Annotated in this window: 24 protein-coding genes and 1 tRNA gene; 7 read left to right on the top strand and 18 right to left on the bottom strand. The window is 50.8% G+C overall.

Going from position 1 to position 22,345, the window contains the following annotated elements:
* Positions 1-49 precede the first annotated feature (49 nt).
* From rplK to rplS, 5 genes are all read right to left on the bottom strand, one after another.
* A complete protein-coding gene (rplK, locus tag VB741_RS06210) occupies positions 50-475 on the bottom strand; it encodes a 50S ribosomal protein L11 (protein ID WP_323364282.1) in 426 nt (141 codons plus the stop codon).
* A 3-nt stretch (positions 476-478) separates the two neighbouring features.
* Positions 479-1,117, bottom strand: a complete 639-nt coding sequence (nusG, locus tag VB741_RS06205; protein WP_323364281.1) for a transcription termination/antitermination protein NusG — start codon at positions 1,115-1,117, stop codon at positions 479-481.
* Positions 1,117-1,353 (bottom strand): preprotein translocase subunit SecE, encoded by a 237-nt coding sequence (secE, locus tag VB741_RS06200; protein ID WP_442786301.1) that lies wholly within the window; start codon positions 1,351-1,353, stop codon positions 1,117-1,119. Before secE ends, nusG begins: the two co-directional genes overlap by 1 nt.
* Before the next feature lie 267 nt (positions 1,354-1,620).
* Positions 1,621-1,693: transfer RNA gene (locus VB741_RS06195), tRNA-Trp, on the bottom strand.
* Positions 1,694-1,763: 70 nt separating this feature from the next.
* Positions 1,764-2,132: a 50S ribosomal protein L19 gene (gene rplS / locus VB741_RS06190; protein ID WP_323364299.1), complete on the bottom strand. Its 369-nt coding sequence runs from the start codon at positions 2,130-2,132 to the stop codon at positions 1,764-1,766.
* Between the two features lie 260 nt (positions 2,133-2,392).
* Between rplS and map the strand changes: the two genes are divergently transcribed.
* Entirely contained in the window at positions 2,393-3,226 is an 834-nt protein-coding gene (gene map, locus VB741_RS06185; protein WP_442786300.1) for a type I methionyl aminopeptidase, read from the top strand.
* Between the two features lie 21 nt (positions 3,227-3,247).
* On the opposite strand, the gene VB741_RS06180 is transcribed toward map, so the two are convergent.
* The 6 genes from VB741_RS06180 to VB741_RS06155 form a co-directional block, all read right to left on the bottom strand.
* Positions 3,248-4,306: a hypothetical protein gene (locus VB741_RS06180; protein ID WP_323364279.1), complete on the bottom strand. Its 1,059-nt coding sequence runs from the start codon at positions 4,304-4,306 to the stop codon at positions 3,248-3,250.
* 117 nt (positions 4,307-4,423) lie between these two features.
* Positions 4,424-5,380, bottom strand: coding sequence for a hypothetical protein (locus VB741_RS06175; RefSeq protein ID WP_323364278.1), 957 nt, complete (start codon positions 5,378-5,380; stop codon positions 4,424-4,426).
* Between the two features lie 199 nt (positions 5,381-5,579).
* A complete protein-coding gene (locus VB741_RS06170; RefSeq protein WP_323364277.1) occupies positions 5,580-6,533 on the bottom strand; it encodes a PstS family phosphate ABC transporter substrate-binding protein in 954 nt (317 codons plus the stop codon).
* Positions 6,534-6,698: 165 nt separating this feature from the next.
* Positions 6,699-6,959, bottom strand: coding sequence for a hypothetical protein (locus tag VB741_RS06165; protein WP_323364276.1), 261 nt, complete (start codon positions 6,957-6,959; stop codon positions 6,699-6,701).
* Between the two features lie 55 nt (positions 6,960-7,014).
* Entirely contained in the window at positions 7,015-7,551 is a 537-nt protein-coding gene (locus VB741_RS06160; RefSeq protein ID WP_442786306.1) for a pentapeptide repeat-containing protein, read from the bottom strand.
* Positions 7,552-7,598: 47 nt separating this feature from the next.
* Positions 7,599-9,020: a DICT sensory domain-containing protein gene (locus VB741_RS06155; protein ID WP_323364274.1), complete on the bottom strand. Its 1,422-nt coding sequence runs from the start codon at positions 9,018-9,020 to the stop codon at positions 7,599-7,601.
* Positions 9,021-9,374: 354 nt separating this feature from the next.
* On the opposite strand from VB741_RS06155, the gene VB741_RS06150 reads away from it, so the two are divergent.
* The gene (locus tag VB741_RS06150) at positions 9,375-9,605 is read left to right on the top strand and encodes a hypothetical protein (protein ID WP_323364273.1); all 231 of its coding nucleotides are present in this window, start codon (positions 9,375-9,377) and stop codon (positions 9,603-9,605) included.
* A 6-nt stretch (positions 9,606-9,611) separates the two neighbouring features.
* On the opposite strand, the gene VB741_RS06145 is transcribed toward VB741_RS06150, so the two are convergent.
* From VB741_RS06145 to VB741_RS06130, 4 genes are all read right to left on the bottom strand, one after another.
* Positions 9,612-10,052, bottom strand: a complete 441-nt coding sequence (locus VB741_RS06145; RefSeq protein ID WP_323364272.1) for an SRPBCC family protein — start codon at positions 10,050-10,052, stop codon at positions 9,612-9,614.
* Between the two features lie 88 nt (positions 10,053-10,140).
* The gene (locus VB741_RS06140; protein ID WP_442786305.1) at positions 10,141-11,322 is read right to left on the bottom strand and encodes a ferrochelatase; all 1,182 of its coding nucleotides are present in this window, start codon (positions 11,320-11,322) and stop codon (positions 10,141-10,143) included.
* A gap of 202 nt (positions 11,323-11,524) precedes the next feature.
* On the bottom strand, positions 11,525-12,631 hold the full coding sequence (locus VB741_RS06135) for an aldo/keto reductase (protein ID WP_323364270.1): 1,107 nt from the start codon (positions 12,629-12,631) through the stop codon (positions 11,525-11,527).
* 70 nt (positions 12,632-12,701) lie between these two features.
* Positions 12,702-13,199, bottom strand: a complete 498-nt coding sequence (locus VB741_RS06130; RefSeq protein WP_323364269.1) for a bifunctional nuclease family protein — start codon at positions 13,197-13,199, stop codon at positions 12,702-12,704.
* 520 nt (positions 13,200-13,719) lie between these two features.
* On the opposite strand from VB741_RS06130, the gene ribE reads away from it, so the two are divergent.
* On the top strand, positions 13,720-14,403 hold the full coding sequence (gene ribE / locus VB741_RS06125; RefSeq protein ID WP_323364268.1) for a riboflavin synthase: 684 nt from the start codon (positions 13,720-13,722) through the stop codon (positions 14,401-14,403).
* A gap of 14 nt (positions 14,404-14,417) precedes the next feature.
* On the opposite strand, the gene VB741_RS06120 is transcribed toward ribE, so the two are convergent.
* The 3 genes from VB741_RS06120 to psbD all read right to left on the bottom strand — a co-directional run bounded on the left by VB741_RS06120 (position 14,418) and on the right by psbD (position 17,505).
* Positions 14,418-14,915, bottom strand: coding sequence for a pentapeptide repeat-containing protein (locus tag VB741_RS06120; protein WP_323364267.1), 498 nt, complete (start codon positions 14,913-14,915; stop codon positions 14,418-14,420).
* A 168-nt stretch (positions 14,916-15,083) separates the two neighbouring features.
* A complete protein-coding gene (gene psbC, locus VB741_RS06115; RefSeq protein ID WP_323364266.1) occupies positions 15,084-16,463 on the bottom strand; it encodes a photosystem II reaction center protein CP43 in 1,380 nt (459 codons plus the stop codon).
* Positions 16,447-17,505, bottom strand: coding sequence for a photosystem II D2 protein (photosystem q(a) protein) (gene psbD / locus VB741_RS06110; protein ID WP_323364265.1), 1,059 nt, complete (start codon positions 17,503-17,505; stop codon positions 16,447-16,449). Before psbD ends, psbC begins: the two co-directional genes overlap by 17 nt.
* A gap of 551 nt (positions 17,506-18,056) precedes the next feature.
* On the opposite strand from psbD, the gene petH reads away from it, so the two are divergent.
* The 4 genes from petH to VB741_RS06090 all read left to right on the top strand — a co-directional run.
* Positions 18,057-19,253 carry a ferredoxin--NADP reductase gene (petH, locus tag VB741_RS06105; protein ID WP_323364264.1) on the top strand — a complete coding sequence of 399 codons (1,197 nt, stop codon included), beginning with the start codon at positions 18,057-18,059 and terminating at the stop codon, positions 19,251-19,253.
* Between the two features lie 114 nt (positions 19,254-19,367).
* The gene (locus VB741_RS06100; protein WP_323364263.1) at positions 19,368-20,681 is read left to right on the top strand and encodes a homoserine dehydrogenase; all 1,314 of its coding nucleotides are present in this window, start codon (positions 19,368-19,370) and stop codon (positions 20,679-20,681) included.
* A 3-nt stretch (positions 20,682-20,684) separates the two neighbouring features.
* Positions 20,685-21,599 carry a peptide chain release factor N(5)-glutamine methyltransferase gene (prmC, locus tag VB741_RS06095; protein WP_323364262.1) on the top strand — a complete coding sequence of 305 codons (915 nt, stop codon included), beginning with the start codon at positions 20,685-20,687 and terminating at the stop codon, positions 21,597-21,599.
* A 145-nt stretch (positions 21,600-21,744) separates the two neighbouring features.
* Positions 21,745-22,345: CARDB domain-containing protein (locus VB741_RS06090; protein ID WP_323364261.1), on the top strand; the 601-nt coding region annotated here is incomplete at its 3' end.

The following is a 22,345-nucleotide window of genomic DNA, read 5'->3' as shown; positions in this document are numbered from 1 at the left end:
TTGGGTTTAAGTACGTTTTAGGTACGTTGAATATATTTCCGTACTGAGATTAGTCAGCTACGGTGACTCCCATATTGCGGGCGGTGCCTTCGATAATGTTCATGGCGGCTTCAACGTCGTTGGCGTTGAGGTCGGGCATTTTTATCTCGGCAATTTCTTGCAATTGGGCACGGGTGATCGAGCCAACTTTTGTTTTATTTGGCTCCCCAGAACCCTTCTCAATTTTGGCCGCTTTTTTAATCAGCACTGAGGCTGGCGGTGTTTTGAGAATGAAGGTAAAACTTCTATCTTCAAAAACAGAAATTTCAACCGGGACAATCAGTCCAGCTTTGTCAGAGGTCCTAGCGTTGTACTCTTTGCAAAACGCCATAATATTGACCCCGTGCTGACCCAAGGCGGGACCAATTGGCGGTGCAGGGTTCGCTTTTCCAGCTGGGATTGCCAGCTTAATAATCGCAACTACCTTCTTCGCCATTGATTAACTCTCTTTTTGCACTTGGTTAAATTCCAGCTCAACGGGGGTATCGCGACCGAAGATCGATAGCAATGCTTTAAGCTTGCTCCGTTCAGGGCTGACTTCAATGACTTCGCCACTAAAGTCCTTAAACGGACCAGACAACACCAAGATTTTGTCACCTTCAGCCATGTCAATTTTGACTACGGGTGCCTGTTCTTGGGTCTGCTTAAAGATGCGTTCAACTTCGGTTCGACTCAAAGGCATGGGTTTAACATGCCCTCGCCCACGTCCAGTGGCACGTCGTTGCTCGGCACCGACGAAGTTAATGACATGGGGGGTGTTTTTGACCACCTGCCAGACATCGTCATCCAAAATCATTCGGATGAGGACATACCCAGGAAAAACTTTTTCCTCGATATTCTGACGACTGCCATCCTTGCGCAGCTTTACCGCAGGGGTTTGCGGAATTTCGATCTGAAAGATACGACTGGCAACGTCCAGGGTGATTGCCCGCTGCTCAAGGTTGAGCTTGACGCGTTTTTCACAGCCGGAGGCTACTTGTACGGCATACCAGCGCGATTGAGACTTTCGGGGCTCCTGGGGAGCATTAGAGGCCTCATCGTCGCCTGTGTAGTTTGGATCGTCAGAAGTGTAAGTCATTAGAACACCTGTCTAGAAGCCCAACCAAAGAGTTTATCCACTAAGTAAATAAGCGTCGCAGATACACCCACCATTAATATGACGGCCGCAGATTCACTGATCAGCTGCTGCCTGGAGGGCCAAACTACCTTACTTAACTCTTCACGAGTGTCTTTAACAAAAGACCCTGCGTTAAACGAGTCAGAGGATTCGCTTGGCTGCTTGTCCATTACTTTCTTAGCGTCCTTTTTGACCACGTCATTAGCTTCCTTGTTTGCTACGTCGAGTCCGGTCGATTTTCATCGACTGGGAGCTACCCAAGCAAAAATTCTACCTAAAGCAGATTGCGTGGATGAAAAAGGACAAGTCTCTTTCATTTCAGCAATAATTCTAAACGTGCCGCCGACTATCAGTATTAATTTGGGTCTTAAACCTTGGCAGTTGGCCATGGCTTAGAGCCAAATATGCTTCAAATCAGCAGCGACATCTAAATGCTTCAGGTAGAACTTATGCTAATCGCTCAGCGCGCCCTGGAGGACTCGAACCCCCGACATTCGGTTTTGGAGACCGACGTTCTACCAACTGAACTAAGGACGCACGACTCTTTGAACTTGCCCCATTGTAAGGCTTAATCCTAGGGCTTTAGGTAGCCCCGGTAATTATTGCCCTATTTGGCAATGGGACGATCAAAGCGCTGCTTCAAACGAGTTGCCTTACCAACGCGATCGCGAAGGTAGTACAACTTAGCACGCCGCGCTTTACCCCTACGGATGACCTGAATATTGGCCACACGGGGGGCATGGAGCAAGAAAACGCGTTCTACACCCACGCCTTGGAAGACGCGACGTACGGTGATCGTTTCGTTAATACCACCATTGCGCATGGCAATGACAGTACCTTCGAAGGGCTGGATACGTTCCTTTCCACCTTCCACAATTCGGACACCGACCCGAATTGTGTCCCCAATATAGATCTTGGGGATGTCGTCTTTGATATATTCCGCTTCTATAGAGCGGATAATCTCCTCAGCGTTCATAAGCCCTGAAAAGCGCACAGTCTTTAATATTAGGCCAACATGGTCACAAATACCAATGGCTTTTGGGGAAAAGATTTGGATGGGGCATGGGATCATCACAGTCTGGGCCATGGCCAATGAAGGTATGGGGGATTGGATCATCAAATGGGGCACGGGCAACCTAGGGCCGGGGGATGGGGATCATGGGGGTGGAACGAGAATTCCGCTTACTATATATAGTGTGAGTATGAAAATTCCATTGCAAAACTCGATCGCCCACTATGAATGTTTTAGGTAATTTGTTGTCGCGGGCTTTGGCTGTTCCAGTTATGGTAGGGCCGCGCAAACATCAGGGGATTGAGTTGAAGTCCACGGCTGAACAAGCCACCATGCGGCAGGCTGGTCGGATTGTGGCGACGGTGCTAAAGGAAATTTCTGAGCTGGTGCAGCCGGGGATGACCACGGCGGATTTGGATGACCATGCGGAGCGGCGCATTCGAGAGCTGGGGGCGACGCCTAGTTTTAAGGGCTATCACGGTTTTCCGGGCTCTATTTGTGCCAGCGTCAATGACGAGGTGGTGCATGGTATTCCCCGTAAGCGTAAGGTAATTAAGGCCGGGGATTTACTCAAGGTGGATACGGGGGCCTACTACGAAGGGTTTCATGGTGATTCCTGCATTACGATTGCGGTGGGTAAGGTGCATGGGCAGGCCCAGAAGCTGATGGATGCAGCGGAGTCAGCTCTCTATGCTGGGGTGGCCCAGGCGCTACCAGGGAAGACCCTGCTGGATATTGCGGGGGCGATTGAGGATAGTATTCGGGCGAGTGGCTATACCGTGGTGGAGGAATTTACGGGCCATGGGGTGGGTCGAAACTTGCATGAGCCCCCGGCCGTGTTTAATTTTCGGACCAAGGAGCTGCCCAATGTGACCCTGAAGCCGGGGATGGCGTTGGCCATTGAGCCGATTGTGAATGAGGGATCGAAGGTGACGCGTACCCTGAGGGATCGGTGGACGGTGGTGACGTGCGATCGCAAACTTTCCGCCCAGTTCGAACACACGGTGCTGATCACCGAAGAGGGTCATGAAATCCTCACGGATCGCTCCCAGGTTTAGGTTGGCTGTCAGTTAAGTTTTTTAGTTAGTTTTCAGTTTGGCCAGGTCCACACAGGTGGTCTTGTCGTAGTCCACTTCCACATCCACCAGGTAGATTTTCTGGGCGCTATCCTCAGGAAAATTCTCATAGTCCTTGATCTTTTCCAGGGCGATGTCATTCAGAAACCCATAGCCGGAGCTACGTAAGAGGGTGGGCTCGGTTGCGATCGCGCCATTCGCCTCTACCACTACCCCCACCAACCCTTTCACAGGCAAAGGATTAAGGCAGCTACGAATCTGCCGAGGGCCATTCTCCTCAAATGTAGTGAGAGGATAGCTCAGCTTTAACGCCTGATCTAACGTTTCGGGAGACGCCCCCTGCCCACCTGCCTGCTGCCCTAGGTCAGCTAGCCAACGTCGTTTAGCTTCTTCTACCTCCGGCTCTGTGGTGCTCAAAACACTGTGGTGTAAACGAGCCAGAAATGCCTGCAATAAATTGGGCACATCCCGGGATTTGGCTCCATCTCGCAAGGCCGTCAAGGTAGGGGCGGTTTGCCCAGATGGGGTCGAAGGCACAGAGATAGTGGTAGACCCTGGGGCATCGCTCTCAGGCAGCGGTGCCAAGCCGGATGACTCATTCGGATTATTCAGGGCTGTTGGACTGGATTGATTATTGCTATCGGTACCCTGGGCATTAGGGTTTGAGCGGCCATTGTCATCAGCCCTACCGTTGGCCGCTGATCGCCCCACTGATCTTTGAGACACCAGGGAACTACGGCGCCCATTAACCTGCCTCCTTGGTTGGGAGGTGGCTGCACCAGCAGAGGTCTCACCCCTTGCTGTGGAAAGAGCTTTAGGGGGGGCAGGGGTGGCCGCTGTGGTCGCCGGACGATTGGGTATAGGCGCTTGTCCGGCAGCAGGCTTGTCCGGCTTAGGTTGCTGAGGAGGAATGCGAGTAACCGTAATGCTTTCCCCTTCAGGATTGGGAGCAGGGACCGTTTCATCCGAAGACCCCCCAGCCACAGGAATGAGTAAAATACCTGCATGCATACCCATAGCCAGCAAAAAGATAGGATTGAAAAGGAGTTTCACAACATTCATGGCATTGGGGAAATAACAAACAGGGCAGCCAGTGTCTCTCTAGCCTAAACAATCGGCATAGTATTTTGAACCGGAGTATTCCAGATATTCAATTAAATATTTCAGTATAGCCAACCCTCAACTGCCGGAGGCACGTGGGTCATTGGGCCAGACAAAGATTAGCGTTGTCCCTTTCAAATCAATTAACGAGATGTAGTTAACGGGTTGTCCATTGGGCCCATACACCCCAAAAAATGAATGCCCTCCATAGGTACCCTCATCTTGCTGACTCATTCCCGCACTCAGAAGCGCCTGGCCTAGACCTTCACGATTAACCAAATCAATATTTCTAGCAATTTGTTTAAACGTTGTTTGGGGGAGTGGCAAGTAGGTGCCGTTATTGATGCTATCGGCCGTAAAAAAAGCGGCTGGATCAATCACATTTTCAATGTCCTTGGCCCTAAAACGCATATCGGTGGGATTGGTTGGATCAATTCCCAGCCATGTTGCAGTGATATCGAAATTACTAGAGCCTTGACTGGAAGCCCCGAGAAACTGACTCAAGCTACTACTTAGCGCTGACTGCTGGCCAGGATCAAAGGCAAAGGATTGTTCCTCTTGTTCCTCAAACTCGTTTTCAAATTCATTGTCAAACTCATTTGTTTGAGGGGTTTCCTGCTGCTCAAGAATCTCTTCTAGCCGTTCTGGTACTTTTGTTAGAACCGGAGGTGCTCCCACCGCTGCTGCTGGCCGTGCTGCTGAAGGCGTTGCTGCTGGCGGCGGTGGCACCGCTTGAGGGGGGGCCAAAATATCACTGAGGCTGACAGCTTCAATGGAAACTTCCTCTTCAGTTTCTGGCTCCACAACCGTATCCACTTTTGGGGCCGATAAATCAACAGTGGGCAGGATTAGCAAAGCACTGTGAAAGCCCAGGGCCATCCATATGACCGGCCGCTTCAGGAAGCTAACGCCATAGGCTGATAACTGGGCAGTGACATAGGGCAGTGCCTGGACAAATAAAATTGGCTGCATCACAAGGCCCATCGCTATCTGCACCAGACCTTTGCCAGATTCAGAGGGCGCAACCCTAACCATGTTTGGGAACCATGTTCGAGTAAATTAAATAATCAATACAAGAATCAATGCAAAGGAAACCTTGGGGGAGCGAACATTCCCCCAAGGTAAAAATGGTTGATACCCAATGAGGGTGTGAAATTTTAAAGTTCTTGAGTTTTTTACCCCAGGGCTCAGAAACCCTAAGGTAAAAAACTAGAATCAGCTCATGGGCGAACTGCTAGGGCAGAATAGTCGTAGCTTCCGCATCATAGGCTTGGAGAGTTGCATCCGTTGCACCATCGGGCAGAGGTACGTAGCCAACTTCAGTGATGAGGTCGCCAGCCTCAGCTTGCTCAACATAAAATTCAACGAAGTCAGTCACACCAGTGCTGGAGTCCGCCAAAGCAGCCGTGTTTACATAGATGAAAATGGGGCGACCCAAGGGCTGGTACGTGTTAGCCTCAATGCTTTCAGCCGTAGGCTCAATAAACTCGCCAACCTCTTCGTTGAAAATGCTAACCGTTTTTAGAATGTCCGCATTCTCAGCAAAGTAAGCTAGCCCGAAGTAACCAATGGCATAGGTATCGCTAGCAACACCGCGCACTAGAACGTTGTCATCTTCACTAGCGGTGTAGTCAGCCCGGCTGACACCCGCTTCACCATTAATCTCATCAGTGAAGTAATCAAATGTGCCAGAGTCGGTACCAGGACCGTATAGACCAATTTCCTCATTGGGCCAGGACGGATCAATCTGGTTCCAACGGGTGATCACACCTTCAGCGGGGGCGTCCCACAGAGTTTTTAGCTGCTCAACAGTCATTTCCTCTGCCCAGGTGTTGTCAGGGTGGATGATAACTGCTAGGGCGTCATAGGCAACTGGAATGGCAACGTAGTCAATGCCTGCTGCTGCACACAGCTCTTTTTCTGTGTCTTTGATGGGGCGAGATGCATTGGAAATAACTGTCTCACCGGCGCAGAACTTTTTGAAGCCACCGCCGGTTCCGGAAACACCAACGGTGATAGATGCACTGTTGCCAGCAAGGGCGTACTCTTCCGCCATGGCTTCAGTAACAGGGAAAACAGTACTGGAACCGTCAATAGCAATAGTCTGAGCAACTGCAGAGGTAGCAGTCAAAGTGCCAGCGGCAACTACTGCTGCGACTGTGCTGAAAACTTGAGCGAACTTAACCATAACTAAAGACTCCTCGGCTATTTTTTCAGGCCTCAGAGTAATGTAGCGATGGCAAATTAAGACAACGTCTTTGCTTGTTTAAGGTAGGCGCTTGGTTTGTTTAAGACGAGGTAAAGGTTACGATAAGCCGATCCTAGGGAAAACGGCCTACCTTCCTATCTGCATTTAGGTTTTGTTTTCAAAATATTGGTACCAGACGGCATTGCCGATCACCGTAAGCGCCAAAATACTGCCGCCGCCGGCTAATGCCAGGTAGGGATTGTATCCTCCCCGGGTAAGATTTTCCATCCACAGGCTAGTGGTGGCGGAATGGGAAACCTGATTGGCCAAAAAGGGGGTTAAGTAAATCAGGGCAGCGCCGCTGAGTAGCCAGCCCACCATGGATGTGAGTAGAAAAATTGTCTTGCCTTTGGTTTGAGTACCCATGGATTTTGTGTGAAATCTGCCGTGTGAAACCTAATTTGTGCAAACGACTCAGTCGTTAAAGCTCAGTCGCTAAAGACGTGCCCATTAGGCAAGCGTCCGTTAGGGTAGCTCCCTCAAAATTGCTGTTGTCTATACAGGCGCAGAGGAGATTGGCATTGGTTAAGTTGGCCCCTCGCAGCACAGCACCAATGAGGGTGGCCTCTTCTAGATCGGCCCCAGATAAATCGGCCCCAGAGAGGTTGGTGTTACTCAAATCAGCATTACGTAGCACACAGCCTGTTAGGTTTGCCCCCCGTAGATCGGCCCCCCGCAGGTCTACGGACACCAGGCTGAGATTACTCAAAACGGCCCCCGCCAGGAAGGCTCCAGCAAAACTGGCGTTGGTTGTATCGGCTTCCAGCAGAACGACTCCCCGGAGGTCGGCATTGCGTAAATCGGCATCGGTGAGAATCGCTCCCATCATGTCGGCACCCCTTAAATTTGCCCGGAGATCCGCCTGTTTGAGGATTGTCCCGTTCAGGTTAGCGCCCCTTAAGTTGGCCTGGGCTAGGTTGGCACCGCTGAGGTCTATACCCGCTAAGTCCGCCCCCATCAGGTTTTTGTTTTGGCCCTGCTGAATCGCCTCAATGTCTACTGGGCTCACGAGGTTACCCCTTCTGATTTAGATGGTTGTGGTTCGTCCGTTACTGGGGACCGCAGATCCTCGAGCCAAACTGTCGGTTGTTGACTCGGGCGTTGCGGTAGCTGCAGCATGCCAATTTCGGCCAGTCGCACAACGGTGCCTAAGGATTCAACGAGTTGAGGATCAAATTGCCGACCGCTGAGCTGTTCGCAGGCGGCTAAGGAGTCACCTAGGGACATGGCGCTGCGATCTCCCCTGGACTCCGTCAGTTCTTGGAAATGGGCGACGAGGCCTAAAACCCTTGACTCCAGGGGGATTTCCTGGGCTTTGAGCCCGTCAGGGGCACCGCTGCCATCCCAGTATTCCAGCTGATGGGTAACAATTCGACTGATGGCCGCTAACTCAGGCATGGAGGATAGGAGCTGACCCCCTAGGGCCGCCCGATCTCGCCAAAAGACCAGGCTTGACTTGTCCAGCTGGTCCGCCGTCTGTTGAAAGATTTCCTTGGGGGCTTCGGCTAAGCCAATGCGGAAAAGTAATCCGGCTAGCCTGAGGCGACGGAGCTGTAGGGTGGGTAGATCGATCAGCTGTCCTAGGGTTTCGGCGAGGGCGGATACCTGTAAAGAGGCGAGGGGATTGGCTGGGTCCCGCTGATCAATTCTTTGCACCATGCGCAAAAAGGCCTGGAGCTTATTGGCGGCCAAATTCCGGTTTAGTTTGGATGCTTGGCCTTCTAGTTCCCAGAGTTCACGGGTTTGGCGGCTAACGGTAACCAGTTGCTGCTGACTACTTTGCAGGTAGTTAACAATGCGAGTGACCACACCGCTCAGGTCAGTTGCCGTGGCCGGAGGATTATTTATGAGAGTGTCATAGCGTTCTATTAGCTGATCGGCTAGGGCGCTATTGTAGGGTCGCATGCGATCGATCAAAATTTTGGCGGCGACTTCCACCGGATCACGGTCAAAGGTCCAAAGACCGTAAAACTTTCGTTCCACGTCTAAGCTGGGGGCGCTATCACCGCGATATTCTTCCTCGGATAGCTCGTGGCATAGCAGCATGGCAGCATAGCCGGGGGCCAAGATGATCAGGTTCCACTCTTGGGTGAGGCCATCGTCTGCTTGGAGATCAACTAGATCAACATTGGGCAGTTGGCTGGTGGCATGGCTGCCAAAACCGCTATCAGGGACGGCTGCGATCGCAATCTGCTGGGAACACCGGGCAATTTCGGCGTAGCGATCGGCCTCTTGTAGGTACCACTTACCCTGCTGAAATGTGACTAGGACCAGGGGGTCTGATCCTTTTGGCTGCTCCAGAATATGATCCTCTAGGGCATGGCACAGAGCCACCAGGGTGTTCTTGAAGTAAACACCATAGCTGGCAGGCATTTGCCCTGGGGGCAAAAGAGTCTTTAATTGATTGAGGGTAGACTCAGAATTCATCGCAAGATTTCCAGTGAATCGGATCAGCCCCTAGCCACTGGCACGGAAGCTAGCGCAGCTGACGCTCAAATTCAGCCCAAATAGGGCTGATTTAAAGCAGCCATGTACCCTTATGATTTCACACTTTGATGACAAGCGTGGCATGTCTGAATAGTTAAATGCCTAGAAATATAGCTGGAAATGTAACTGGACTGGACCGGTTGGACCGTCGATGGGATGCTTAAAATCGTAAGAAATGATTATTTTGTTGCAAATCGATACAAAATAAGTGGCTGAAACGAGTAAAACTACTTACCCTGTACAGAAGCCTGCCTAATTATTATTGGTGGGTCTGATCGAAATCGAGTGAAAACTATGACTACCTCATCTCAATCGCAAAACTGCCCCGTGTGCGGGGTTACCATTGCCAATAATGAAGTTGTGCAATTTGCTAATGGCTCCACGGGGACACGGGCCAGGCTCTATGCTCGCGTCTGCCAATATGCCAAAAAGCCTGACTGTATTAACCAAGATAAGAACCTGATTGGTGAAGTCCTTAAAGATGATGGCTTTTTAGAGGCACCACAAATTAATTTTGACTCATAGAAATTTTTAACCCATCCGTTCTGCTACTTGTTTCAGCCGCTGCAACTGGGCTTCCATATCTTGTTTAGTCCAGCCAGCGGCAAACTGATTAAAACCAAAGGCCACCAGCGGATTAGGAATTTCGAACTCAAACCGATTGACCAGGTGAGTTCCGGCGTCTGTGGGGATACATTCCCAGCGATCTTGGCCGGAAAAAAAGCCGGTAAAGGCCCAGACGACCAATCCAGGTCGACGCTCCACTACGGTACTGATTAAGCTGGGCTGTAGTAAAGGCACTTGAATAATAAAGCGGGTCTGACTGTTGAGGTCCGTACTCCAGGTTTCTCCCATGGGCTCACAGCGGAGAGCGGGGTTGAGCCATTGATGCATGAGGGTGCGATCGCAAATGCACCGCTCAACAGTAGTGGCATTTGCCCGAATAAAAATTGACTGTTCAAAAACACCCATCGGAAATTATAAAAATGGTCGGTGGCGTTTATTCGCCACCGACCATTTTCGCTTAAACCGGGTTAAATCAACCTAAGCCACAGCCAATCTAATGACTGTGATGGGCCGCCGGTTGCGCTTGCTTCTCATGCTGGTGACTGTGCTCACCGTGGTGATGACTATGCTCACCATGGTGATGGCCATCATGATGATGGTCGCCATGGTCATGGTGATGACCATCATGGCTATGGAGCAGTTCTTCTGCAATGCTCTCCCGGTGACGTTGACTCACCACCATGCCCTGATCCCCCATCAGGTCTGAAATCAGTCCATCAACCCAGCCCGCAGCCATGGCCAGAAACTCATCGGTGTCATTGACACAGGGCATTTGCACGTAGGTGACATCCGGGCACTTGCGGCGCAGGTGACCAATGATGTGATCCACATCCAACAGGGTTTCATGGTTCTCGGTGACAAAGCCAATGGGCATAAAGACCAAGGCCGTAGCCCCCAAATCTATGAGGTTTTGAGCTGCTAGGGTGACATTGGGCTGGGTCCAATCGATCAGCGGCGTATCGTGGTTTAACCAACCAATGGTTACCAAGGGATAGTTATAAATCAGCCGTTCCCGCACAGCATCATAGAGCAGCTGACTTTCGGTAATGCCAGAGGTAAATCCCTTCGCTTTGTGAGGACAGCCATGGTTCATCAACACAATCCCGGTTTGGGACGGTAGGTGTGCAACCGCTAGATGCTCCCGAATTTTATCCTCCACCTGGCGAGCCAGCAGATCGATATAGTCAGGCTGGTTAAAGAAGGACGGCATGTATCGGGTGCCCTGGAGCCAGTGATCTTCTCCCCCTTGAAAGGTCTTGGCTAAGGCGTTATTCACCTGTTCGACAGCAATACCACTGGTAAAGATGGAATCCACCACCAGCAGTGGGTAGATCAGCAACTTAGTAAAGCCTTGGGCTTGAATTTCTGCCAACACCTGGTGGGGTAAATGGGGAGCACAGAAGTTAAAGGCCTTAAAGACACTCACCCGGTCGCCCCACTTTGCCTTCATATGCTTTTCAATGCCGTCGCGCTGACGCTCAAAAATGGCATTGTGGGGGGAAATAAAGTGATCGTGCTGGTGATCCCATTCATGGCGATCAAATATCGCTAACAGTTTGGCGATGGGGGGATAAATCCAGGTGGGTACCGGAGCAAACTTGGCTGTCAGTAGGTTAAGGGCTTGCTCGTTGTAGTTGGCAAAGTCTTCGTAGCTCTCTACTTCGCCGTATCCCATGAGCAAAACAGCCACGCGCTCGTCAGGTCAGGTCTGGTCTGTCTGGGATAGATGCGTACGCGAAATCGCAACCATAAAAAATGAGCCTCAAGGGTGGGTTAGGCGTTTGTCAAGGCCTAACCATACCTCAGCCGGCCTCTATATCCCCAGAGTCATTGGGAGAATTTAAGACTCTGGCTGGTTAATCCCTGTTAATCCCTAGTCAATTACTCCACAACCGTCTGCGTTCGGGGCCTTTAAGCCGTTCATGGGTGTCGCGCAGTAGCGTCGGGATATCTAACTGCTCGGGGCAGCGGGGCAGACAGTCACCGCAGTCGGTGCAGCGACTGCCCTGGCGACCGGGGAACCAGTGACCGGCCCGTTCAAACATGCCATAGCGATACTGACCAAACTGGGTCATGTCATGGGCCACGGCCAAGTTGCGCAGGCGCAGCACTTCCGGAATATTGATCGCCTCGGGACAGGGCAAACAGTCATAACATTGGCGGCATTGGTCGGCCCCCAGTACCGCCTGTTGTTGCTGCCCCAGCCTGTCTAGGGCGGCTTGTTCCTCGGCGGTTAGGGGTAGGGTGCGGTCAGCGACCTGGAGGGGCCAATCTAGTTCCGCTGGGAGGGCTGGCCCGACGCTGAGGGTGGTGATGCGCGGATCGCTTAGCAGCCAACGGTAGGTGAGCAACAGTGGGTCAAAGGGGGCGCAGGTGGCTTTCAGGGTGCCGGATGGCTGGTAGAGCTGGCCGCCCTTGTCAGCGGGGGAAATGATAAAAATGCCCAGGTCCCGCTGGTGGGCTAGGTCAATGGCGGCGGCGTTGCGCGGGTTAAAAAAGTAGTAGTGGAGGTTGATAAAGCTGAGGATAGGGATTGAGATCGCACCCATCACCACCTCCAATGCCCCATGGCTAGAGGCCCCCACATGGCGCACCCGGCCATCATCCACCACTTGGGCCAGCCCCGGCCCCATGGTGTCAACCTGCTGTAAATGGTCAGGGGTGTTCACCCCGTGGATAGCCAGGCAGTCAATATAGTCGGTGCCCAAGCGTTCCAAGGATTCATCCACCAGTCGATCGACATCGCTACCGGGCAAAAGCTTAGTGGTTAAAACCAACTCAGATCGATTCAGACTCTTCAGGGCTTGGCCCAGATAACGCTCGCTTTGGCCATAGGCCCGCGCCGTTTCAATGTGGTTAATGCCGCGTGCGATCGCATCGCCCAACACTTGCTGAAACCTATCGGCATCCTCCAAGCAACGCATGGTCCCCAGGGAAAACACAGACAGATTTAATTCAGTTTTACCAAAACGCCTATAGTGCATTGCTCATAATGCATCTTTCGAGCCCATGCCCCCCGGAGTCATGAGTCATGCCTTAAATGGTGATGGACCATTACTGATTAGAAGACCGTCCCTTTTGGGTAAAGTCGGACGGACTGAGGTTGGAAACAAAATCCCGGAACGCCTCTTTTTCAGCTTCATCCGCTTCTCGATCAACGGGAATAGAAGCATCAGCCACCACCTCTTCCATCACCCAGATGGGGGCTCCCATGCGCAGGGCGATGGAAATGGCATCACTGGGGCGCGAGTCCAATTCCTTAGTCACCTCCCCCTGCTTGATGGTCATGATGGCATAGAAGGTATTGTCCTTTAAGGAATGAATCACCACCCGGTCTAAGGTCATGTCCCAGTCGTCTAGGATGTTGGCAAACAAGTCGTGGGTCATGGGACGCACCGACTCTTCGTTTTCCAAAGCAACGATAATGGACCGGGCCTGTTCATTAGAAATAAAAATCGGCAGTGCTCGTCGTTCCGATGCGTCACGCAGCAAAATGACAGGATTTCGTGAAACCGCATCCAGTGCAATGCCAGCAACTTTCATTTCGATCATGGATATTAATCCTCTTGGCTCCGCAGGAATCTGACCCAATAACTAGACTTTAGCACCTGAAAATTATTCGGTATCGCTGATCCTTGGGATGATTTAATCTAGGAAACCCTGACATAATGCCCATTTTCACAGATCGGTCTAGTCCCTAAATCAGCAACGGTAATTTTTTAGACTGTGTCAAACTACCTTGGAAATACGACAGTTCAGCCTGAAAAAGCAGCATCAGCCTGGATATGGGCTGATTAACTGGTGCAAACATGTTCCATATCTAAGCTAAAAGAGTCCGCCCAGCTTATTGGCGATTGCATAAAAATCTTCATTTAGATTCTGAAAATCTTTATCTAGGGCCCAGTTTGTTACACATCCGTACCGATGTAATGAACCTGTCTCATGAAGCTATGTAATGAACCCGTGTCATGAACCTGATAGGGACTGGGATAATTGGAACATTCCCCCCGCTCTATGGCGCAATCATCTATATTTTTTGCCTGACATCATCCCTTAAAACCACCCTAAGAATGTGTTTACCGGACTAATTCAAGCTTTAGGAAAGCTGCAACCCTTGGCAAATGATCGCCTACAGATTAGTTGTCTTGCTCCCTGTGACTCAATCATGGCAGACATTGCCTTGGGGGATAGCATTGCTGTAGACGGTGTTTGCCTGACGGTTGCAACTATTTTGCCCCAGGGTTTTAGGGTGACGGCATCGCCCGAAACCCTAAAGCGTTCTACCTTAGGGCAAAATTCCACCCAGCGCCCCGTCAATCTGGAGTCGTCCCTGCGGGTGGGCTCTAAAATTGGGGGGCATTTCGTCACCGGCCATGTGGACGGTCAGGGCTATGTCAGTGAGATTATCCAAACCGACAGTGCCTGGGAAATTAGCTTTACAGTGCCCAACCCCCAGGTGGCACGCTACATCGTGCCCAAGGGCAGCGTAGGGGTAAACGGCATTAGCCTGACCATTGCTGATTGCAGTCCCTCCGGTGACTGGTTCAAGGTGGCGGTGATTCCAGTTACCTATGACGAAACGAATTTGCAGTATCTGCGCCCTAACGATGCTGTCAACCTTGAAGGTGACATCTTAGGTAAATATGTGGAGCGCTTTACTCAGTTAGGCGTTGGATCGGCCAGTGATCGACCCGACAACCACAACCCACCACCCGATATATCGCTGGATTTCCTGGCGACCCACGGTTATGGCTAGGATGGCTAGGGGCACTAGGGGCAGTAGAGGGTGTCCTTCGTATTCCGTCCCGTCACCGGATTAGTGCCTGTGGCCACTTCACACAGCATGTCATTGGTTTTGGCATCCAAGTCCACATCGGTAAAGTCAGCCCCGGCAATATCCGCCTTTCGAAAATCTGTGCTAAAAGCATAGGCTCCCTCAAGAATGGCATTCTTCAGGTTGGCTCGAATAAACCGGGCTCCATCCAGGGTGGCTCCGGTCATATTGGCGTTTTCTAAATTGGCCTTGGTCAGGTTTGTGTCAAACAGTCTCACACCCCGCAGATCGGTATTACTCAAATCTGCCTCAGCCATATCGGTACTGGTGTAATTGTTGCGCCGCAAATCCTGTCCCACAAAACTCCGTTGCCGCAGACTCTGGCGATCAAAATTCTCAGCTTGGGCCGGATGCCCCCAACTCAAACACATCACCCCCATCAACAGACAGCTCAGCAGCCAATGCCGCCAGTGAATAGAGCTTAGATACCTCATAAATTAGCGATCGCAACAGTACTCACCCTGCATTCTAAAACCGTTTCAGCACCCATGACCAGATGGGATTAGACCCAGGACAAGGGGGCCCAGGACAGGGGGGCAAAAAATAAAAAAGCCTCTGCCCAGAGGCAGAGGCTTTTTATCAGACGAAATCAGACCAAAAACTTAGTCTAGGTCGTCCATAGCCAACACTGGCTCATTCGCCCGGTCAAGACCTTTCTCGAAACCACCTGCAGCAGCACGAGCACGGCCCGCATGCCAGAGGTGACCAACCAAGAAGAAGAAGCCTAGAACGAAGTGAGAAGTAGACAACCACTGACGGGGGTTCACAAAGTTAACAGAGTTAATCTCAGTGATAACGCCACCTACGGAGTTGATCGACGCGTTGGGCGCGTGGGTCATATACTCAGCAGCACGACGTACCTGCCAAGGCTGAATGTCATTCTTAAGCTTGTCTAGGTCTAGGCCGTTAGTTCCACGGAGGGGAGATAGCCAAGGACCATCAAAGTCCCAGAAACGCATGGTCTCACCACCGAAAATGATCTCACCAGTGGGGGAGCGCATCAGATACTTACCAAGACCTGTAGGACCTTGGGCAGAACCAATGTTGGCACCCATGCGCTGGTCACGAACCAAGAAGGTCATGGCCTGGGCCTGGGAAGACTCAGCATTAGTAGGACCAAAGAACTCACTGGGATAGGCAGTGTTGTTAAACCACACGAAGCAGGACGCGATGAAGCCCATCATGGACAACGCACCCAAACTGTAGGAAAGATAAGCTTCACCGGACCAGATGAAGGCACGACGAACCCAGCCAAAAGGCGTGGTCAGAATGTGCCAGATACCGCCGGAGATGCAGATCAAACCAATCCAGATGTGGCCACCGATGATGTCTTCCATGCTGTCAACACCGACAATCCAGCCGTCGCCACCGAAGGGAGCGCCAACTAAATAGCCCCAGATAACAGCCGGGTCAAGGGTGGGATTAGTGATAACACGAACGTCACCACCGCCAGGGGCCCAGGTATCGTAAACACCGCCAAACAAGGTGGCTTTGAATACGAGTAACAGAGCGCCACAGCCCAGCAAAATCAGGTGATAGCCAATAATATTGGTCATCTGATTCTTGTCCTTCCAGTCCTGCTGGAAGAAGCTGGAATACTCTTCTAGGGTTTCAGGACCACGAACAGCGTGATATACACCGCCCAGGCCTAGAACTGCAGAAGAAATTAGGTGGAGTACACCAACGACAAAGTAGGGAAATGTGTCAACAACTTCACCACCAGGACCTACGCCCCAGCCCAAAGTGGCTAGGTGGGGGAGTAGGATAAAGCCCTGCTCATACAGGGGCTTTTCGGGGACAAAGTGTGAGACCTCAAATAAGGTCATCGCACCGGTCCATAGAACGATAAGACCAGCATGGGCAACATGGGCACCCAAGAGCTTACCGGACAAGTCAATCAGACGGGCGTTTCCAGACCACCAGGCAAAACCGGTGGATTGCTGGTCACGACCCGAAATGTAGTTACTAGAGAGCGTTACCACGTGGCAGTACCTCTTCGGGGAATACAAACTTCTCGTGGGGCTGATCCTGGGAGGACATCCACGCACGAATACCTTCGTTAAGCAGAATGTTCTTGGTGTAGAACGTTTCGAATTCAGGGTCTTCGGCTGCGCGAGTCTCCTGGGACACAAAGTCATAGGCTCGCAGGTTGAGGGCGAGACCGACAATGCCCACTGCACTCATCCAAAGTCCAGTGACAGGCACAAACAGCATAAAGAAGTGTAACCAACGCTTGTTGGAGAACGCAATACCGAAAATCTGAGACCAGAATCGGTTAGCGGTCACCATGGAGTAGGTTTCTTCTGCTTGAGTGGGCTCAAATGCGCGGAACGTGTTGGCACCATCGCCATCTTCAAACAGCGTATTCTCCACGGTAGCTCCGTGAATGGCGCACAGCAGCGCTCCACCCAAGACACCAGCAACGCCCATCATGTGGAAGGGGTTTAGGGTCCAGTTGTGGAAGCCCTGTAAGAACAGCAAGAAGCGGAAAATTGCCGCTACGCCAAAGCTAGGGGCAAAAAACCAGCTGGATTGGCCCAAGGGGTACATCAAGAACACGGACACGAACACGGCAATAGGGGCCGAGAACGCGATCGCATTATAGGGACGAAGTCCTACCAGACGAGCCACCTCGAACTGACGCAGCATAAAGCCAATCAGCGCAAACGCACCGTGGAGAGCTACAAACGTCCACAGTCCGCCAATTTGGCACCAGCGCACGAAAGAGCCTTGGGCTTCAGGGCCCCAAAGCAATAGCAGGGAATGGCCCATGCTATTCGCAGGTGACGATACAGCTACCGTCAAAAAGTTAGCGCCTTCAATGTATGAAGATGCTAGTCCGTGGGTATACCAAGACGTGACAAATGTGGTGCCAGTTAGCCAACCACCAATCGCCAAAAAGGCGCAGGGGAATAGCAGCAAACCAGACCAGCCGACGAATACAAATCTATCGCGCTTGAGCCAGTCATCAACGACGTCAAAGACGCCCCGATCGGCCCCAGCACGGCCCATTGCAATGGTCATCTCAAATCCTCTTAATATGGCATAAGTCCCTATGGGTAAAGAGTTAGAAAATATATATCAACCCTTTAGGGACGTGTGTATGTCACAAGCATCCACATCAGGATGGTCGTAATCACCATCAGATAGGATTATGGCTCGTACTTTATGATAAATAGACTTTCGTTTTTTTACAATCCGTCATGTAAGTCCTCAGACTACACAAAAGACTGCAAGGCTTGAATCTTGAGGCTTACAGGCAGTTAAAATAGGCCGATTTGTAAAATTTTATGTCACTTTTTATGAGCGTTTACCCTTGCCAGGGGTTATTTGTGACCAGCGTGGCCCTCAAAAAATAATGAAAAGCATCATATTTTATAGTTTTTCTCGGATATCTTCGCTAGGTTACTAAATGAGTCATAGGCAGGGATAGCTGACCTTGTCCGTCGCATAATTGCCTAGCCTTAGGCATTAACTTCGTTTCGCTCAGAATGATACGCTAGGTGGATGATTTGTTTCAGATCGATGGTTCAGCCAACTTTCTGAAGGGTTAGGAGATACTCAAAGTTCAGCGCATGTATAATTCGAGCGTCATTGGCGGTAGTCTCAGTATTTCTGGCAACCGTCTATTTATATACGAGGTCAAAGGGCTAGACTCCGCAGCTGGGGGTACAGCGCCCGTGCGTCAGAGTGGCAGCACTTTTGTGACAGTTCCCTACGCGCGTATGGCCGCAGAAACTCGGCGCATTACCCGTATGGGAGGTGAGATTGTCAGCATTCGTCCAGTCAACGGCGATTTGCCAGCTTTGCCTGTGACTCAAACAGCACCTGCAGAAACTAAACCTATGGCCGAAACTAAACCTAAAGCAACGAAACCTGGTGCTGATGTGCCGGTTAATACCTACAAGCCCAAGGATCCTTACCTGGGCGAATGCATATCCAATGAGCCTTTGGTAGCCGAAGGCGGCATTGGGATTGTTCAACACATTAAGTTCGACCTGAGTCAAGGCGATCTTAAATATGTAGAAGGTCAGAGTATTGGTATTATCCCGGAAGGTTCTGACGACAAGGGTAAGCCCCATAAGATGAGGCTTTACTCTATCGCCTCCACCCGTCATGGTGACGATGTAGACGATAAGACCGTTTCTTTGTGCGTACGTCAGCTGACGTATCAGCACCCTGAAAGCGGCGAAACCATTAATGGCGTTTGCTCTACCTATCTCTGTGGGCTAGAACCTGGAACTAAGGTCAAGATCACCGGTCCTGTGGGCAAGGAAATGTTGTTGCCCGATGATTCTGATGCAACGGTGATCATGATGGGGACGGGGACTGGAATTGCTCCATTCCGGGCTTACCTGTGGCGCATGTTCAAAGACAATGAGCGTGCGGCCAATCCTGACTACAGCTTCAACGGCATGGCTTGGTTGTTCTTCGGTGTACCTCAGACCGAGAATATCCTTTACAAGGAAGAGCTGGAGGAAATGCAGGATAAGTATCCTGACAACTTCCGTTTGACCTATGCCATTAGCCGTGAGCAGCAGAACTCTGAAGGTGGTCGCATGTACATTCAGCATCGAATTGCTGAACATGCTGATGAACTTTGGAGTCTCATTCAAGATGAGAAGACCCATGTTTACATCTGTGGTCTGCGCGGTATGGAAGGCGGCATCGACGAGGCTCTAACCATGGCAGCGGCTAAGACCGGTGTAGATTGGCCTGAGTATCGCAAGGACATGAAGAAGTCCCATCGCTGGCACGTTGAGACTTACTAGGTTTTACTGACCTAGGGTGTCACACGGTCAAATGAATAATATGTAAAAGCCAGGTGAATCTGAGGGTTCCCTGGCTTTTACAATGGTCTGTGGTAAGTCGCATGGGATAGCACATTGGTTTTTAAGGTTGGGTTATTAGGTCTGGGTACGGTAGGAACTGGTACGGCCAAAATTTTGCTAGACGCTACCCGGCGTCATCCACTACTACAAACCTTAGAGATCCATCGGGTGGGTGTACGCTCTTTGGATAAGCCCCGTGCGGTGGATTTACCTGAGGATTGTTTAACCACCGATCTCGAAGCGATTGTTACCGATCCTGATATCGATATTGTGGTGGAGGTCATGGGCGGGTTAGAGCCTGCTCGGTCGCTGATTTTAGAGGCGATTGAGGATGGTAAACATGTGGTGACTGCCAATAAAGCTGTGATCTCTCGCTATGGCAATGAAATTGCTGAAGCGGCCAAAAAGGCTGGGGTGTATGTGCTCTATGAGGCGGCTGTCTGTGGGGGAATTCCGATTATTCAGCCGTTGCAGCAGGCCCTTTGTGTGAACCGTCTGGAGACGGTGACCGGCATTGTTAATGGTACGACCAACTATATATTGACCCGCATGCAGAGTGAAGGCGGGGACTTTGAACCGATTCTGGCGGATGCTCAGGCCTTAGGCTACGCGGAAGCTGACCCTACTGCTGATGTGGATGGTTTGGATGCGGCTGACAAAATTGTGATTTTGGCGTCCATTGCGTTTGGGGGCAAAATTCGGCGAGAGGATGTGTTTACTGAGGGTATTCGCAATGTGAGTGCTGCGGACGTGGACTATGCGAAAACCTTGGGGTTTGTGATTAAGCTGTTGGCGATCGCAAAACGCAACCCGCCAACAGCAGACCAGCGGGACACCATCCAACTGCGGGTGCATCCTACCCTGGTGCCCCTCGATCATCCTTTGGCCAGTGTTAACGATGTGAACAATGCAGTTTTGGTGGAAGGTGATCCCATTGGTCAGGTCATGTTCTATGGACCTGGCGCGGGTGAAGGTCCCACCGCCAGCGCCATCGTGTCGGATATCATGGCCATTGCCGCTACCCTTCACATGGAATCTCCAGCGGAGGAAAAATTGCCCAATCCGTTGCTGAGTAGTGCCTACAGCGACTACCAAGCCATTAGCCCCATGGAGCAGCTAGAAAGTCGGTTTTACTTGCGTCTGATGGTGCAGGATCAGCCGGGGGTGATTGGGCACCTGGGGGAAATCTTTGGCAATCATGATTTGAGTCTTGAATCGATTGTGCAAATTGGGTTACAGGACAATCTGGCTGAACTGGTGATTGTCACCCATGGGGTCCAAGAAGGTGCTTTCCAGCAGGCCATCGCGGCGTTAAAGAATTCGTTGGATGTGGATTCGATTGCCAGTGTTTTGCGGGTGTTGGGATAGATTTTGAGTTTTGAAGCGCTCTCAGTACTGGGGGAAAGACTGCATCAGTGGATATTACAGGCTCGGACTGATGCCCAAAATGCCCATGTCCCTTTGTATGAATTGGACTGGTTTGTCCAAGGGGTCAGTGACCTCAGTCAGACGGATCTAAGTTTGGAGCTTTATCGTGGCCGGGGAGCGGTGCCGTTAAGTCATTCTCTGGATTGGCTCACTCAGCAGTGGCAACGTCGCCTAACTGAGCGGGTGCCGGTGCAGTATTTGGTGGGTGAAACGCCGTGGCGGGATTTGATGCTGACGGTGACGCCCGATGTACTGATCCCTCGGCCTGAAACTGAGCTCATGGTGGACATTGTGCAGGCTTGGGCTGAGGGCCAAGGCGAACGGTTCAGTTCGCAGGTGTGGGCTGATTTGGGTACGGGTAGTGGGGCAATTGCGATCGCGCTAGCCAAAGCATTTCCCCATGCCCAGATTTTGGCCATTGACATTAGTGCCGCAGCCTTAGAAATTGCTTACCAAAATAGTCACCGTAACAAAATCAATAATATTAAATTTTATCAAGGGAGCTGGTTTGAGCCCATCAGCGACTGGCAAAGCAACTTATCGGGAATCATTACTAACCCTCCTTATATTCCCAGCACAACCGTTTTAAATTTGGATCCCGAGGTTGCCCAACATGAGCCCCATCAATCACTAGATGGAGGAGACGATGGCTTGAATGATATCCGTCACCTAATTGCCCAGGCTCCTAAATTTCTCAAGCCAGGTGGGCTATGGCTAACAGAACATATGGAAGGGCAGAGCGAAGCGATTAGAGACTTGCTTGCTCAAAATCATGGTTACCAAACCATCCAGCCTCACCAGGATTTAGCAGGCATTGACCGATTTGTAGCAGCGAGATTTCAACCTGGATTTTCTTAAAAAAGAACCAAGGACGCATTTAGAAGAATTTTGTTCCATAGTTTTTTTGAATTATTATTATTGAGAGAAAAATATTCTCTCTTCTTGAATAAGCTTTTACTCTGTAGAAGTACGTAAGTGTGTCTACTCTGGAGATAAAAACTTAATGCCCGATCTATTTGGCCAAGATTTCGATATTTTGAATGAGCCACTCGTTGCAGGCAGTACATTCGATATTGACTATGAAATCGGAAACGTAGGAACCGCTGTCAATGGTCCATTTCAAGTCTCTTTTTACCTATCAAAAAACAGCACTATTGCCCCCAATGCTGGACTAGATATACTTCTCAGTTCTAGTACTATTACTGGTCTTGGTTCGAGCCCTTCCACTGGCACCTTCACCAGAAGCTTGACCCTGCCAGGGATCAACGACCCATTTTGGCAAACAAATTCAGGCGATGGCACCTATCACATTGGTATGGTCATTGATTCTCTGAATCAAGTGGCAGAATCAAACGAAGCTAATAATAGAAATCGTGGTTTTCTTTTAGATTGGGACGATGTTGTTATTAACAACACCTTAAGTGCTGACTTAGTTGCCACCTCAGCCAATGTCGTCCTTGAACCACAAACCGCAGGTAATACCTTCGACTTCGACTACAACATCAGTAATATTGGCGGGGCTGCCACTGGTAACTACACCGTTTCCTTCTACCTTTCTAGCAACGACTTCATTAGTACCGCTGATCAATCCCTAGGCAGTGTCA

Origin of the sequence: Leptothoe sp. PORK10 BA2 (genome assembly GCF_034932105.1) — a bacterium.
GTDB lineage: Bacteria > Cyanobacteriota > Cyanobacteriia > Phormidesmidales > Phormidesmidaceae > Leptothoe.
Note: the sequence above shows the minus strand (reverse complement) of the source record. Positions and strands in the feature narration are given on the sequence as shown.